General features: G+C 40.4%; 11 protein-coding genes and 3 tRNA genes. 1 reads left to right on the forward strand and 13 read right to left on the reverse strand.

Going from position 1 to position 15,828, the window contains the following annotated elements; translation table 11 throughout:
- Nucleotides 1-3 precede the first annotated feature (3 nt).
- The 11 genes from JKG64_RS16545 to JKG64_RS16595 form a co-directional block, all read right to left on the reverse strand.
- Nucleotides 4-873, reverse strand: coding sequence for a nuclear transport factor 2 family protein (locus JKG64_RS16545; RefSeq protein WP_210355403.1), 870 nt, complete (start codon nucleotides 871-873; stop codon nucleotides 4-6).
- A gap of 44 nt (nucleotides 874-917) precedes the next feature.
- A complete protein-coding gene (gene cysS, locus JKG64_RS16550) occupies nucleotides 918-2,390 on the reverse strand; it encodes a cysteine--tRNA ligase (RefSeq protein ID WP_210355404.1) in 1,473 nt (490 codons plus the stop codon).
- A gap of 26 nt (nucleotides 2,391-2,416) precedes the next feature.
- Nucleotides 2,417-3,721: a ribosome biogenesis GTPase Der gene (der, locus tag JKG64_RS16555; protein ID WP_210355405.1), complete on the reverse strand. Its 1,305-nt coding sequence runs from the start codon at nucleotides 3,719-3,721 to the stop codon at nucleotides 2,417-2,419.
- A 248-nt stretch (nucleotides 3,722-3,969) separates the two neighbouring features.
- Complete coding sequence (locus JKG64_RS16560) at nucleotides 3,970-5,706, reverse strand: RagB/SusD family nutrient uptake outer membrane protein (protein WP_210355406.1); 1,737 nt, start codon at nucleotides 5,704-5,706, stop codon at nucleotides 3,970-3,972.
- 18 nt (nucleotides 5,707-5,724) lie between these two features.
- The gene (locus tag JKG64_RS16565; RefSeq protein ID WP_210355407.1) at nucleotides 5,725-8,802 is read right to left on the reverse strand and encodes a SusC/RagA family TonB-linked outer membrane protein; all 3,078 of its coding nucleotides are present in this window, start codon (nucleotides 8,800-8,802) and stop codon (nucleotides 5,725-5,727) included.
- A 370-nt stretch (nucleotides 8,803-9,172) separates the two neighbouring features.
- Nucleotides 9,173-9,418: a GIY-YIG nuclease family protein gene (locus tag JKG64_RS16570; protein WP_246512634.1), complete on the reverse strand. Its 246-nt coding sequence runs from the start codon at nucleotides 9,416-9,418 to the stop codon at nucleotides 9,173-9,175.
- 112 nt (nucleotides 9,419-9,530) lie between these two features.
- The gene (locus tag JKG64_RS16575) at nucleotides 9,531-9,776 is read right to left on the reverse strand and encodes a GIY-YIG nuclease family protein (protein ID WP_246512634.1); all 246 of its coding nucleotides are present in this window, start codon (nucleotides 9,774-9,776) and stop codon (nucleotides 9,531-9,533) included.
- A 112-nt stretch (nucleotides 9,777-9,888) separates the two neighbouring features.
- The gene (locus JKG64_RS16580) at nucleotides 9,889-10,134 is read right to left on the reverse strand and encodes a GIY-YIG nuclease family protein (RefSeq protein WP_246512635.1); all 246 of its coding nucleotides are present in this window, start codon (nucleotides 10,132-10,134) and stop codon (nucleotides 9,889-9,891) included.
- Between the two features lie 60 nt (nucleotides 10,135-10,194).
- Nucleotides 10,195-10,266: transfer RNA gene (locus JKG64_RS16585), tRNA-Met, on the reverse strand.
- Nucleotides 10,267-10,304: 38 nt separating this feature from the next.
- A tRNA-Met gene (locus tag JKG64_RS16590) sits at nucleotides 10,305-10,376 on the reverse strand.
- Between the two features lie 128 nt (nucleotides 10,377-10,504).
- Nucleotides 10,505-10,576 (reverse strand) — tRNA-Met (locus JKG64_RS16595).
- A gap of 116 nt (nucleotides 10,577-10,692) precedes the next feature.
- On the opposite strand from JKG64_RS16595, the gene era reads away from it, so the two are divergent.
- A complete protein-coding gene (gene era, locus JKG64_RS16600; protein WP_133585516.1) occupies nucleotides 10,693-11,571 on the forward strand; it encodes a GTPase Era in 879 nt (292 codons plus the stop codon).
- 61 nt (nucleotides 11,572-11,632) lie between these two features.
- On the opposite strand, the gene uvrC is transcribed toward era, so the two are convergent.
- On the reverse strand, nucleotides 11,633-13,444 hold the full coding sequence (uvrC, locus tag JKG64_RS16605) for an excinuclease ABC subunit UvrC (protein WP_210355408.1): 1,812 nt from the start codon (nucleotides 13,442-13,444) through the stop codon (nucleotides 11,633-11,635).
- A 137-nt stretch (nucleotides 13,445-13,581) separates the two neighbouring features.
- Nucleotides 13,582-15,828, reverse strand: a complete 2,247-nt coding sequence (locus JKG64_RS16610) for a penicillin-binding protein 1A (RefSeq protein WP_210355409.1) — start codon at nucleotides 15,826-15,828, stop codon at nucleotides 13,582-13,584.

Raw genomic sequence — 15,828 nt, forward strand, 5'->3', positions numbered from 1 at the left:
TTACTAGCGCTCAAATAGCATTTCTAAAATCACGCGCCATTGATAGTCGTCTTTTAGCTGCCATATTCTAATATAGTTAAACTTTACCTCTTTATCTTTTGAAGATACCGTTGCATTACCTAAGGAATAGGCAAACTCACCACTATATGCACGCCCTACATCAGTAGGTTCGGTTTCAATGGTAATACGCTGTTTTTTAAGGAATGACAATACATTTTTCTTACCCGATATTTCCTCTTGCCATGGGTAATAGAAGCGCGCATCATCAGCTAGAAACTCTGAATAGGCTGTCTCATTATTCGCTTTCAGTACCGTTGAAAACAACTGATCAGTAGACATTACCACATCCTCCCGTTGCTGTAATCTGACTTTGGAACGATGTTTTAGATACCAGGAATCATCAGGCTCGTGATACCAAATCTCCTGAGGTTGATTCTTTCCAAAGTTTTCCACTTCGGCCCTTAGTTCGACTTTCCAATCTCCTTTCTTACCCCGCTTCCATACAGTCAAATACTGCCCATTTCTCTTTACCGCTCCTACCTTCTGAAACTCCATCTTACCAGACGTCACTCCCCAGTCAAGGCTTTTGGACACCAACGCAAAATTAGGATCCCAGCTCAAGACATCCGGAATATTCGGTCTGTTATTCAGATAATTGAAAGCATTCACTGCCGAAGGCACATAAAAAGTAGACTCTTTATCGATAATCGACGAAAACGCGGCGTGTGGAGACTGAGCTTTGGAAAGCATAGCCGCATTTCTATCTGCAGTGATCAAGCCTCCCACTTTGTCCGGCAACTGGGCAAACAGTACCTGAGCCGGAAATGCAATACAAACAAGAGATATACCGGTTAAAAAACTATTATATTTCATAAATACATGACCTATTTTTAGCTGTCATTTTTGAACCTACAATATCAAATCTTATTCCAAAGTGTTCCATCTTTGCTATCTTTCAGTTGAATCCCAATTGCAGATAGCTCTTGTCTTATTCTATCAGAAGTTGCAAAATCTTTGTTTTGCTTGGCTTCATTACGCATCGCTATCACCAAATCCATCAATCCCTCCATATCCTGATTATTACCAGCCAACTGATCATCTTTCAAGCCCATGATATCAAAGACAAACTCTTGCATCAATTGCTTTATTTGCTCCAGTGTAGCAACATTAACCTGCTGTTTACCATCGTAAATAGAATTAATAAGGCGAACCATTTCAAAAAGCTCAGCAATCAATATAGGACTATTAAAGTCATCGTCCATTGCCGCATGACATTTCGTAAGCACCTCATTCAGGTCAACATCAATCTTTGTTTTACCAGAAGGGGTAATTTTATCCAACAAAGCGATCGCTGTCATCAAGCGCTTATATCCCTTCTCTGCAGCGTCCAGCGCTTCATTAGAAAAGTCTAATGTACTTCTATAGTGTGCCTGTAACATGAAGAACCGTACAGCCATAGGAGAATATCCTTTTTCAAGCAAAGGATGGTCGCCTGTAAATAATTCGCCAGGTAAGAATCCATTACCTGCGGATTTTGACATACGTGCTCCATTCACGGTCAACATATTGGTATGCATCCAATACTTCGCTGGCTGTACATGATTACAGGCTTCTGATTGCGCAATCTCGTTCGTGTGATGCGTAGCAGCCAGATCCATTCCACCACCGTGGATATCAAACTGGTCTCCAAGATATTTACGGCTCATCGCTGAACATTCAATATGCCACCCTGGGAAACCAACGCTCCAAGGAGCAGGCCATTGCATAATATGCTCAGGCTTCGCCTTTATCCATAACGCAAAATCCAACCGTCCCTTCTTCTCATCCTGACCACCCAATTCGCGGGTGTTATTCAGCAGATCCTCCAAGTTGCGATTGGTTAAAATGGTATAATTATGTTCTTTTACGTATTTATCGACATCAAAGTACACCGTTCCATTCACCTCATATGCATAACCATTTGCGATAATCTGTTGGACCATCTCGATCTGCTCCGAAATATGACCGGTAGCTGTCGGCTCAATGCTAGGAGGCAGTGTATTGAACATCCGCAAGACATCGTGAAAGCCTAAGGTGTACTTTTGTACAATCTCCATAGGCTCTAACTGCATCAACTTTGCCTTTTTTGCAAATTTATCATCCCCCTCATCATTATCTCCTTCCAGGTGACCTGCATCTGTAATATTACGTACATACCGGACTTTATACCCTAAATGTAAGAGGTAACGAAAAATCAAATCGAAGGAAACAAAAGTCCTACAATTGCCCAAATGTACATCACTGTATACGGTCGGCCCGCACACATACATACCAACAAGATTAGAATGAATTGGTTCAAACTTTTCCTTTTTTCGCGTAAGGGTATTGTATACGACTAGATTGTGTTGCATATTGAACAGATAATAAATTGATTAAACTATTTTTGTCTAAAATACACTTGGATTGGAACACCATTAAAATCAAAATGCTCCCGTAATTTATTTTCTACGAAGCGTCTATAAGGCTCCTTGATATACTGTGGCAAATTACAGAAAAATGCAAACATAGGGCTTCGTCCTGGAAGCTGTGTTGCATATTTGATTTTGATATATTTACCTTTTATGGATGGTGGCGGATAGTTTTCTATTATCTCCAACATCACATCATTTAACTTAGATGTAGGTATTTTTTTCGTCTTATTCTCGAAGATTTGCATGGCCTTTTCTACCACTCTGAAGATACGCTGTTTTTCCGTCACTGAAGTAAAGAGGATAGGCACATCGGTAAAGGGTGCTATTTTCTCTTTAATTCGAGCCTCAAATTCCTTCATCGTTTTGTTGTCCTTTTCAATAGTATCCCATTTATTGACAACGATAAGGATACCTTTTTTATTTTTCTCAGCTAAATGGAAGATATTGATATCCTGTCCTTCGATCCCATCATTGGCATCTAACATCAATACCACTACATCTGAATCCTCTAAAGCCTTTATGGTACGCATAACCGAGTAAAACTCGATGTCCTCGTTCACCTTACTTTTCCGTCGCAACCCAGCTGTATCTATCAATAAGAACTCATGTCCAAATTGGTTGTAATGGATCCGAATAGAATCACGTGTAGTTCCTGCTACGTCCGTTACGATATTACGATCTACTCCTAATAAAGCATTAGTCATAGAGGATTTTCCGACATTCGGACGGCCCACAATCGCTACTTTTGGCAAAGGAGTTTCATCCTCTTCTTCCTCATCTGGAAAGTTAGAAACTACTGCATCTAAGAGCTCACCCGTGCCAGAGCCTGTAGCCGAAGACACATTATAGATTTCGCCCAAACCAAACGCATAGAACTCTGCAGAATCATGATGTAGCTTTGCGTGATCGACTTTATTTGCGACAACATATACCGGTTTAGATGTACGGCGCAGTAAATCTGCAATTTCATCATCCAAATCCGTAATTCCGGTAGTTACATCCACCATGAATATAATAACCGAGGCTTCTTCGATAGCGATATGAACCTGATCCCGGATAGCCTCTTCGAATACGTCATCTGACCCATGTACAAAACCACCGGTATCAATTACCGTAAATTTCTTACCGATCCAATCTGCGACTTCATAATGACGGTCACGCGTCACGCCACTAAAGTCATCTACAATCGCTTTTCTACTCTCTGTCAAGCGATTAAATAAGGTCGATTTTCCCACATTGGGACGACCTACAATTGCAACAATGTTTGCCATATCTTTAAAATTTTATCTCGCGCGTTACCCTCACGGCAACTAATCTTTTATTACTCAATAAATAGAACGGACAAAGTTACGCAAAAACAGTGGCATTATGTTTTGTTGCCGGCAACTTCCTAGATAATATTTTAATCTCACGAAAAGATCAGCCCCTATTCTTTCTTATACCAATAGGACAAAGAATCAAAAAGAAAGCCTCACATAAAATATGTGAGGCTTCTAAAAAAGCAAGTACCTGCTCAATCCTATTTATTGCCCGTAGGATTTTGCGTTAATGTACCTGGATATGAATTAATAACACTTTGAGGTATATAATAAACTACTCTATAATCCGTGGCTTTAATTTCTTCAGTTTGATTGTGAGGCCCTGGATATCTTCTCGTCAAAGATTCACCGTTTCTAAATACATCATAACTACGTTCAGCCTGATAAGCCAACTCTAACTGACGCTCCTTGTCTATACGTTCGCTCGCATTGCTCGCATCCAATGAAGTATAACCTCCATTTACAATAGAACGATTACGGATAAGGTTCAAATCCGACAAAGCTGCTCCATAATTATTTAGTTTCGCATAGGCTTCAGCACGATTCAAATAAACTTCACCAAGACGACTAATAACCGGTGAGTGCAGGTGTGAATCCTCACCTTCTCTTGATGCTTTTATGATATAGAACTGTGGATAAGCTCTATTCAAACTAATATAATAATCCAACACACCATTATAAGTTTTGCCATCTTTATATTTGATGCTGTATACACCTTGCTCGGCATTAATAGGAGTAAGCGTATAAACTTCTTTATTATTTTTAGTAGAGACTGTAGCGCCATTACGCACCACAGTATCCTGTACATAATCCCACGTCTGATTATCATTTTCCTTTATAAAACGGAAAACCTCCAGATATTTACCCGAATTCGGATTTTTGTAATAGGTAGGCTCTATAAATGCCGCTCTTGCATCAACCATTTTATAGCTATCTGGTCTCCAATCATTTCGACCTGCTTCATTTAATAGATCAATGTATTTTCCACTGGCATACATTTCCCCCCAACCTTGCCCACCAATATTCGCATACATCCCTCCGACTCCATAAAAATGATCATCACCAGAAAATTCTGAAGCTAAACGTTTAACAGCAAAGATTGTTTCTGGATTTGCTTCTGGAGTATAGGTATTATATTTCATAAATTGATCTCTCCCCAAAAGCACATATGCCCCTGATGAAATCACTTTATCAGCGTAATCTACAGCCAACTGCGCGTATTGCACATTTGGCGACTCATAAGTGCCGCTCATATACAAATACACCCGAGACAACAAAGCCTGCGCTGCACCTTTTGATGCTACAATCGGCATTCTTTTCTTACCATTCCGTTCCTTAGCAATCATCGTTTCAGCCTTTGTCAGATCACTAATAACCTGCTCATATACCTCTTTTACTGTAGAACGATCGGGCAATTGTAAGCCATCGATAACATTATCGGGCGTACCATTCACAATAGGCACACCTAGATTTGTTTCTGGATTCTGCGCGTAGGGCCTACCGTAAGCACGAACTAGGTAGAAATACAGCATTCCCCGAATATAATAACACTCACCGAGTTTACTGTCCAATTCTTCGCTCTGCCCTTCTTTTATCATCTTCAATATATTCGATGCCTGAGCAATTGCAATATAACTATCATCCCAAAATTGTCCCAATCGTCCATTTTCAGGAGTTCGAGAAAAGGAAATAAATTCATAGAAATCATCAGTAGAAGCCCCCCGAATCATCATATTATCCCCTGCATATTCACCCGCACGATGCATAGGATCAGACCATGCCTTCAACTGTGCATATGCTCCATTCAATAACCCATCTATGGCCGCCTCTGGATTATCTACTATATTCTCAGACTCCATCGAGCCATAAGGCATCCTATCAATATCACAAGCAGCAAGAGAAGCTGATGCGATCAATATCATTATTATTTTTTTCATAAAACTGTCTTGCTCTTCTTAAAATGAAACATTAACACCGAACATAAACTTACGTACGGATGGATATACATCAGTTCCCGTCGTACTTAATATCTTGCCGTTGTCTTCCTTAACAGGCAGTTCAGGATCTACGCCCGAATACTTCGTCCAAGTGAACAAATTTTCTCCTGCAAAAAACACACGTAGATTTTTTACTTTATATTGCTCAAGATTAAAGTTATATCCTATCGTCAAAGACCGTAGACGTAAAAAATCACTATCTTCTAAATACCGAGAAGAAACCTTATTCCCGTTCATATTATTTTCGTAACGTGCGACAGGGTGCGTAGCCTCATCCCCAGGCTTCTCCCAACGACTCCAACCATTCTGTAATTTCATTTGATTACGATCCGTATATGTCCCATCCGCATCGTACTCCTGCCGTGAGTAATTGTAAATCTTTCCACCGACAGAGTAACCAAATACCGCCGCTAAATCGAACTGTTTATAGCTTAAAAATGTATTGATACCTCCAAATATATCAGCAGAAGCTTTTCCTAATTTTTCTGTAGTCGCGGCAGCATAGTTTGATGTAGTCTTACGACCTATTTCATTTCCATCGCCATCACGATCTACAATATACCACATCGGCGCACCATTATCCGGATTAACCCCAGCCCATTCTTTCAAGTAATAGGTATCCACAGGACGGCCGATATCTAATACCCTACTCGCTGAACCAGCTATATTGGTATCGTCACCTATAATAATATTTTTGAACACATAAGAACCATCAGCCTGTCTTGTTTGATACATCCCCGTCAACTTATTTCGGTTATGTCCTAGATTAACATCCACAGACCAAAGCCAATCCTTCTTACGAATAATATCTCCGCCAACAGTAATTTCGAAGCCGCGATTATTCATCTCACCAATATTCTTCCATACATCCCTCACACCTGTAACTGTAGGAACACGCACCTTATAGAGGATATTATCTGTATTTTTATCATACCAATCCAGATTCAACCTCAAACGGCTATCCAATAAAGTCGCATCTATCCCAAGACCCGTTGTAGCTGTCTGTTCCCAAGTTAATCCCCTGTTACCAATTTGGGTAATTAGCATACCTGGCATAGCATCGTAACTATATCTTCCTCCTACCCCATATAAACTATACTGTGGGTAAAGTGATTCAGGCCTATTTCCTACTGTTCCATATGCGGCACGAAGTTTTAGGTTATTAACCCAAGAGGCATTGAACCAATTCTCCCGATGAATATTCCATCCTCCACTGATAGAGTAGAAGTTGCCGGACTTTTTACCAAAATTGGACGCCTCATCCCTACGAAAGGACACTTGTGCTAAATATCTATCATCGTAAGAATAATTCGCATTAGATAAATAAGACTGTGTCGCCCATTCGTTTATACTACTTCTAGTACGCTCAGGTATTGACACAGCATCCAAGACTTCGAACCCTGGAATAAATCCTTTACCAAAAACATCTAACACTTTTGCCCAATAGTCATTGAATTCATACGCTACAATACCGTTAACCGCGTGCTTACCCCATCTTTTATTGGCTCTCAAAATTTGCGTTGTATACCGTCTCGCATATTCTGTTCTATAATCTTCGTTACGTCCATCGACATTTAGTCCACTATTAGAACGAGGGTCGGTGTAAGTACTCTTACTGGATGTATTATACCTGTAGTTATTTATAGATGAATAGGTCAACCAATCCGTTATCTTAATATCGAAATCTAGATTACCCATTAACTCATAATTCGTTCTCGAACCATGATTCCACTGTAAATCGTACAGATAGTTGGTACTATTACTATTAACCCATCCACTATAACGGTGTGGCACAAGTTTCCCGCTTTCATCATACGGACTATCCCAAGGTAAATTCGAGTACATCGCACCTGTCGAATACTGACGGTCATCCACTCCTCTACGGGCACCTACAATAGAAGGCTTAATGGTCAACCAATCAAACGGTTTGTAAACCGTATTCATTCGCACGTTGTAGCGCTCATAACCATACCCTTTCACAGCACCAACTTCGTCATAATACCCAAGAGAAAGTAAAGATTGTAGCTTTTCTGTACCTGATTGCAATGATACATTATGATTCTGAACAAAACCTGTTTTCGTCGCTAGCTTCCACCAATCAAAATCACGTTCTCTTAAATCCTCATTCCAAAGGTTGAACTTAATTTTATCAGCATTCTGAAACGATTTATAATAATCATAAAGCTCCTCACCGTTCATCATCTCAAGGTTGCCATTATGGAGTTGATTAAACCCCATTTTCGTTGAGAAACTCAATCCTCCTTTTTGAGCAGAAGGCGTTTTGGTAGTAACTACGACAACTCCGTTAGCTCCCTGCGAACCGTAGATGGATGTGGAGGCCGCATCTTTCAAAATAGTCATGCTCGCGATATCATCTGGATTAATATCACCAGGACTAGATCCCACAATCACTCCATCAATAACCCATAATGGACTTGAAGTACCACTCAAAGTAGCTTGTCCACGAATAACTACAGCCCCGCTAGAACCAGGCTTTCCTCCTCCAGGAGAAACATAGACACCAGCAGCTTTGCCATTTAACATATTCTCGACAGCAGGAGTAGTTACATCTCTCAGTTTACTACCACTCACCGTTTGTAACGCTCCAGTCAAACTTTCTTTTTTCTGTTGGGTACCATATCCTACTACCACAACCTCTTCCAACGCTTCACTAGATTCAACCAACACAATCGCCAATACTTCTCCGGTTATTTTCTTTTCTAAAGGCTCATATCCCACAGCGGTAATAACCAATGTCTGTCCTATAGTAGCAGCAATCGAAAAATTACCATCTTTATCAGAAGATGTTGCTACGCCAGGGTTTTCCTTAACTGTAATTGTAGCACCGCTTAAAGCGCCTGAACTAGAAGTTACCTTTCCGGAAATGTTTTTTTGCCCTTCTACAGTATTACCATCGATTCCATTGACAACAAAGTTGGCGTGAGCCAAATTAGGCGCCACTAGTGCTAACATTACTGCAGAAGTAATCGAATAGAATCCATTGACAAAAAAAGGTTTTGAAAATCTTTTTATCATAAATATTAATTTAAGGTATTCGGCAAACTAGTCCTTATCACAATCTAGTTTTATGGCTCCAAATTACCCTAATGTTACAGTTTTAAAAACTTTGCGTTAACATCAAACGTTTGCGTAAATTGAACAATCGTTTGCACAAACAACAATTATGTAACATGTAAATATATACAGCTAAATCATTTTAACATAAATACACAAAAATTAAAAGTTGCAAATCGAATTTCAGGTATTTGGCACATTAAAAAAGGGTAAAATTTAACAAGAGGGGAGATTCTAAAACTAAGAAAGCCTAATCTTGCGATTAAGCTTTCTACTGAGTAGCGGGGACCAGACTCGAACTGATGTCCGCCAGCTGGCGGATAAGAGCCCTTCAAACTAACAGACCTCGGATAAAAACTCGCCCCTGAGCACTCTTTAACTCCCGCTCCCTCTTCATCGCCTCTGCCTTACTAGTGTATTCCTCATGATGGAGCAAATCCCATGGCCGATACCGAACCGTCCAGCCTTTTGTAGACAGCTCATTATGACTCAATAAACGATTAGCTAGATTACCGGTATAACCGATATAGATCTTATCATAAACAGGTGAATGCAATACGTAAACAGTATACATCATTTCGTTAATTTGGTTACAAAACTAAGAAAGCCTAATCTTGCGATTAAGCTTTCTACTGAGTAGCGGGGACCAGACTCGAACTGATGTCCGCCAGCTGGCGGATAAGAGCCCTTCAAACTAACAGACCTCGGATAAAAACTCGCCCCTGAGCACTCTTTAACTCCCGCTCCCTCTTCATCGCCTCTGCCTTACTAGTGTATTCCTCATGATGGAGCAAATCCCATGGCCGATACCGAACCGTCCAGCCTTTTGTAGACAGCTCATTATGACTCAATAAACGATTAGCTAGATTACCGGTATAACCGATATAGATCTTATCATAAACAGGTGAATGCAATACGTAAACAGTATACATCATTTCGTTAATTTGGTTACAAAACTAAGAAAGCCTAATCTTGCGATTAAGCTTTCTACTGAGTAGCGGGGACCAGACTCAAACTGATGTCCGCCAGCTGGCGGATAAGAGCCCTTCAAACCAACAGACCACGGATAAAAACACGCCCCTGAGCACTCTTTAATTCCCGCTCCCTCCTCATCGCCTCTTCTTTACTAGTGTATTCCTCCTGATAGAGCAAATTCCACGGCCGGTACCGAACCGTCCAACCTTTTGTTGACAGCTCATTATGACTCAATAAACGATTAGCTAGATTACCGGTATAACCGATATAGATCTTATCATAAACAGATGAATACAATACGTAAACAGTATACATCATCTCGTTAAATTGGCTACAAAACTAAGAAAGCCTAATCTTTCGATTAAGCTTTCTACCGAGTAGCGGGGACCAGACTCGAACTGATGACCTTCGGGTTATGAGCCCGACGAGCTACCACTGCTCCACCCCGCAATATGTTTTTAAAGCCAAGCTAGCACTTGGCTTTTTAGTAGCGGGAACCAGACTCGAACTGATGACCTTCGGGTTATGAGCCCGACGAGCTACCACTGCTCCATCCCGCAATATATTTTATTGCATTTTTGAGATTTGAACTGATGACCACCAACTGGAAGACAAGAGTCGACGAACTTTATAGCTCTATCTCGCAATACTTTCGCTTTTTTGAAGCCTCGCGCCTCAAGTTTTTTAGTAGCGGGGACCAGACTCGAACTGATGACCTTCGGGTTATGAGCCCGACGAGCTACCACTGCTCCACCCCGCAATATATTTTCATTTCAAATCTTTGCTTCTGCTAGCAAAATCAAAGATTATTTACTTCCTTAATTGGAGTACAAAGATATTATTTGTTTCTTTGCAAAACAAATAAAAAGCAAAATAATGTCACACAAAGCAGGATTCGTAAGTATTATTGGTAAGCCAAACGCAGGTAAGTCTACGCTAATGAATGCTTTAGTCGGCGAAAAGATGTCTATCATCACGCCTAAAGCTCAAACTACCCGTCATCGTATTATGGGAATTGTGAACGATGAAGACCATCAAATAATATTTTCTGACACTCCTGGAGTGATCGTCCCCAAATATACACTGCAAGAATCTATGATGAATTTTGTAGAAGGTTCATTAATCGACGCTGATATTATTTTATTTGTTACTGATATACACGAGAAGTATGACGAGAGTGATGTGCTAGATAAATTACGCAAAACCTCTTCTCCAGTAGCTGTTCTAATCAATAAAATAGACAAATCTTCTGAAGAAGAAGTAAAAGAAAAGATGGAATTCTGGAAAGAGAAACTCAATCCAGAGGCTATATTCGCAATGTCTGCTTTATTAGGATATAACGTCCCTCCCATTTTGACCTATATCAAGGACAAGTTACCTATACACCCTCCATATTACGAGAAAGACGAGCTTACGGACAAATCTATGCGTTTCTTCGTTTCAGAAATAATCCGTGAAAAAATCTTCAAGCTATATGACAAAGAAATCCCTTATAGTACAGAGGTCGTGGTAACCTCCTATAAAGAAGAACCTAAGATCACGCGGATCGCAGCGGAAATTATCGTAGAGCGAGACTCCCAAAAGAACATTCTTATTGGTAAAGCAGGTGCAATGATCAAAAAAGTAGGCACCTACGCAAGACAGGATATTGAGGAATTTATTGATGGAAAAGTTTTTTTAGAATTATTCGTGAAAGTCATTCCCGATTGGAGATCCAAGAAAAACCATTTAAAACGTTTTGGATACGACGATTAAATAATAAAGAGGTGCCAGCAAGGATATGCGGCACCTCTTTATCAATAATGCCCAGGCACAGCTACTCCCTAGGCATTTCAAAATAAGACCGTAGGGCTTTGAGTTGCTTCGCATTGAGCACCTGTCCCAAATTATCATCCGACTCTTCTCTAATCCGCTTCACAGACTTAAAGGTCTTTAAGAGCCTTTCAACCGTAGTCTTTCCAATACCTGGTATATTTTCCAATTCAGAAACAAAGGTCTTGCGGCTGCGTTGGTTCCTATGAAACGTAATTCCAAAGCGATGCGCTTCGTCGCGCAAATGCTGTATCACCCTAAGAGTTTCAGACTTTTTGTCCAAATAAAGGGGATACTGATCTCCCGGGTAATAAAGCTCCTCCAATCGTTTTGCAATCCCAATAACCGTAAGTTGCTTTTCTATCCCCAAAAGTCTTAAACTCTTTAACGCTGCCCCCAATTGTCCTTTCCCTCCATCTATAATGATCAGTTGAGGTAATTCCTGTTGTTCGTCCAACAATCGTCTATAACGTCGGAAAACAGCTTCCTCCATCGTCGCAAAATCATTAGGCCCCTCAACAGTCTTTACATTAAAATGCCTATAATCTTTTTTGGATGGTTTGCCATCTTTAAACACGACAATAGCAGATACCGGAAAATTACCTTGAATATTGGAGTTATCAAAACATTCGATATGTCGTGGCAACACATTCATCCTTAAATCCTTTTGCATCTGGTTCAACAAACGTTCTGTTTTTACCTCTGGATTTAATTTCTCATACTGAAGCAATCGCTCTTTCTTAAAATAGGCCACATTCTTAAGAGATAAATCTAACAACTTCCGCTTATCACCTAATTTAGGCACCACAAAATTAACTTCGGCCGGCAGTCCTTCAATCTCTAATTCAAATGGCACAATAATCTCGCGCGAAACACTTCTATAGCGATTTCTAATCTCCGGAATTGCGATAGCCAAGAGCTCTTCGTCACTTTCATCGAGTCGTTTCTTCATTTCCAATGTTTGTGTTTGGATTACAACTCCATTCATTACTTTTAGGAAATTGACAAAAGCGTAACCTTCATCCGAGGCAATGCTAAACACATCAACATTAGTAATAGACGAACTGACCACAGTAGACTTACTCTGATAGTTATCTAGTTTATCTAGCTTCGTTTTCAAAAGATGTGCTTCTTCAAAATTCAACGCGGTGATAGCCTCAGCCAATTGCTCTTTCAGCCTAGAAGTAACCACACCGATCTTACCGTTCAGAATATCTTTGATACTTTCTAAGTTTCGATCGTACTCTTCCTGTTTTTGGAGGCCTTCACATGGTCCTTTACAATTCCCGATCTGATATTCGAGACAGACTTTATACTTCCCTTTTGCTATGTTTTCCGGCGATAGATTCAACGAGCAAGTCCTTAATGGGAAAAGTTCGCGTATCGTATCCAGAACAATATGCATCATTCCTACCGAAGCATACGGACCATAATACCGAGAACCATCCTTGACATAGTTACGCGTCCAGAACACACGAGGATAAGCCTCATTCTTGATCACAATCCAAGGATAAGTCTTGTCGTCCTTGAGCATAACATTATACCTCGGCTTATTCTTTTTGATAAGATTGTTTTCAAGAAGCCATGCATCGATTTCCGTGTCTACAATGGTAAAAGCGATACGCTGTATTTTGCGGACTAGAACCTTCGTTTTTGAATTGAGCTGCCGTTCATTGACGAAATAGGACCCAACCCGATTCCGCAGATCCTTAGCTTTACCAACATAAATCAGCACATCATCTTTATCGAAATATTGATATACCCCAGGTTTGTGCGGAATCCGCTTTAATTCTGCTTTATAGTCAAATGAACCCATTACTTTTTCAACCTCTATCTTTTTTATCGTAGGACAATCCTAAGACTAGAACAACACCAAACAAAAAGCTCACCGAAAGAGTATTTTTCCTGCGGTGAGCATCTTATACTGTTGTGACCGCAAAGATCACATCTAATTTAAAAACCTAACCGATCGTCTTGCAGTTCAGGCTCCGAAGAATAACCTTCATACTTCGAATACTCCGAACAATCCATAACACGTGTCATCCCCTCTGGAGGTTTTGGAAAATCAGTCTTTGTATAATTTAAAGATTTATCACTATATACCTTCTTCATAAATAAACCGAATACAGGTAGCGCGGCGGCGGCTCCTTGCCCATATTGCATACTACTGAAACTAATCTTCGGATCTTCAGCTCCGGTCCATACCCCCGCAACTAATTGTGGCGTAAAACCGATAAACCAAGCATCAGCGTTACCGTTTGTAGTACCTGTCTTACCCCCCATAGGAATAGTCAACCCTCCATAGTCCGCTCTACGAACACGGGAACCTGTACCCCCATCAACAACACCTCTCAACATATCAACCATGATGTAGGCAGATTCGCTGTTCAGTACTTTGAGGACTTTTGGCGTACGCTCATAGATAGGCGTACCATTTTTATCTTCTATGCGTAGAATCATCGTTGGTTCGATCCACGTACCATGATTGACAAAAGCAGAATAAGCACCGACCATATCATACACCGAAGCTTCGTATGCCCCCAAAGCGATAGAAGGATAATTAGGCACATCTGAAGTCACTCCCATCTTACGGGTTAAATCAGCCACACTAGAGGCTCCGACTTCATTTATCACAAAAGCTGTAGCAAAGTTTTGGGAATACTTAATCGCATTCTTTAATGTAATAGGATCCCCCCCTTGCACAGTCCCACGAGGAGTCCAGTTACCATAGGTCTGCTGATGGTTAGGAACCGTATAACAAGGAGAATAACCATTATCTATCGCTACGGCATAGGTGAAAGGTTTGGCCGTTGATCCGACCTGTCTCGTCCCCATCTTCACGTGATCATATTTATAATGTTCAAAATTAACACCTCCGACCCAGGCCTTAATATGTCCAGTCGTTGGATCCATCGCCATCATTGAATTGCGGAGTATCAATTTATTGTATTTGATCGAATCCATAGGCGTCATGACGGTATCTATAGATCCACGCCAAGTGAATATACTCATAGACACCTTCGTATTAAATGCCTTTTTGATTTCTTCTGCCGAAGCACCATTTTCTTTTAACTCCCGATAACGATCAGAGCGTCTCATACCGGTCTCAAGTAATTTTGCTCTTTCGCCTGAAAACGCATCTCTACTACGCCATTGTTTATCGAATTCACGTTGCAGTTTTTGCATCCACTCCTTTTGCGCCTGCTCCGCATACTCCTGCATTTTATAATTTAATGGAGTATAAATACGTAAACCATCCCGATCTAAATCGTAAGGAGTACCGTCGGCTTTTGTAATAGAGAGTCGTTGTAGTTCCTTTTTGATCTCATCCTTTAATACCGATCTAAAGTATGGTGCTAATCCTTCTCCATAGCTAGAGATATTTATATCCAAACCTAAAGGTTTATTTTTAGCATCAGCAAGCTCTGCATCTGTCAGAAAATTCTCCGCATGCATATTAATCAGAACCTGATTACGACGGGTCAACGCTTTATCCGCAGCTCTTATAGGCGAATACATAGTAGGTCCTTTCAGCATACCCACTAACAACGCAGCTTGTTCCGCTGTCAGCTTATCAGGGGTTGTATTAAAAAACGTACGAGCACCGGATTTAATACCAAATGTATTTTTATACCCAAAATCCACAGTATTAAAGTACATCATAATAATTTCCTCTTTGGTATAATTCCGTTCTAAGCGTACAGATGTTATCCACTCCTGAAACTTCTGCATAACACGTTTGATCGTACTACGCTCACGTCTTTCAGAAAAAAGATTCAGTGCTAATTGTTGGGTTATTGTACTACCTCCTTGCTTGTCCCGCAAAACGACTGTATGAAAAATAGTCGTTAATGTTCTAAAATAATCGATACCTGAGTGGTCATAAAATCGCTTATCTTCTGTAGACACTAGCGCATGTACCAAGTGCGGAGACAACTCACTATATTTTACATTTGATCTGTTCTGAAGATAGTAGGTCCCCAGCACGCGATTGTCGTCTGTTAGAATTTCTGAGGCTAGATTACTGCGAGGATTCTCCAGATCCTCAAACGAAGGCAGCTTTCCAAACAATCCAACACGCACACCGACTAAAAACAAACATACTAGAGCTATTGCCCCTATTAAAATCTGCCAAAATGTACGCGTATATTTACTTATTTCTTCCGGTGTTAGTTTAATGTTCTTCGATTCTCTCTTCAT

The organism is Sphingobacterium tabacisoli (genome assembly GCF_017908035.1).
GTDB lineage: Bacteria > Bacteroidota > Bacteroidia > Sphingobacteriales > Sphingobacteriaceae > Sphingobacterium > Sphingobacterium tabacisoli.

What these genes read in the sequence shown, in the direction of transcription:
- JKG64_RS16545 (WP_210355403.1), bottom strand. Translation starts at nt 873, where the DNA reads ATGAAATATAATAGTTTTTTAACCGGTATATCTCTTGTTTGTATTGCA.
- cysS (WP_210355404.1), bottom strand. Translation starts at nt 2,390, where the DNA reads ATGCAACACAATCTAGTCGTATACAATACCCTTACGCGAAAAAAGGAA.
- der (WP_210355405.1), bottom strand. Translation starts at nt 3,721, where the DNA reads ATGGCAAACATTGTTGCAATTGTAGGTCGTCCCAATGTGGGAAAATCG.
- JKG64_RS16560 (WP_210355406.1), bottom strand. Translation starts at nt 5,706, where the DNA reads ATGAAAAAAATAATAATGATATTGATCGCATCAGCTTCTCTTGCTGCT.
- JKG64_RS16565 (WP_210355407.1), bottom strand. Translation starts at nt 8,802, where the DNA reads ATGATAAAAAGATTTTCAAAACCTTTTTTTGTCAATGGATTCTATTCG.
- JKG64_RS16570 (WP_246512634.1), bottom strand. Translation starts at nt 9,418, where the DNA reads ATGATGTATACTGTTTACGTATTGCATTCACCTGTTTATGATAAGATC.
- JKG64_RS16575 (WP_246512634.1), bottom strand. Translation starts at nt 9,776, where the DNA reads ATGATGTATACTGTTTACGTATTGCATTCACCTGTTTATGATAAGATC.
- JKG64_RS16580 (WP_246512635.1), bottom strand. Translation starts at nt 10,134, where the DNA reads ATGATGTATACTGTTTACGTATTGTATTCATCTGTTTATGATAAGATC.
- era (WP_133585516.1), top strand. Translation starts at nt 10,693, where the DNA reads ATGTCACACAAAGCAGGATTCGTAAGTATTATTGGTAAGCCAAACGCA.
- uvrC (WP_210355408.1), bottom strand. Translation starts at nt 13,444, where the DNA reads ATGGGTTCATTTGACTATAAAGCAGAATTAAAGCGGATTCCGCACAAA.
- JKG64_RS16610 (WP_210355409.1), bottom strand. Translation starts at nt 15,828, where the DNA reads ATGAAGAGAGAATCGAAGAACATTAAACTAACACCGGAAGAAATAAGT.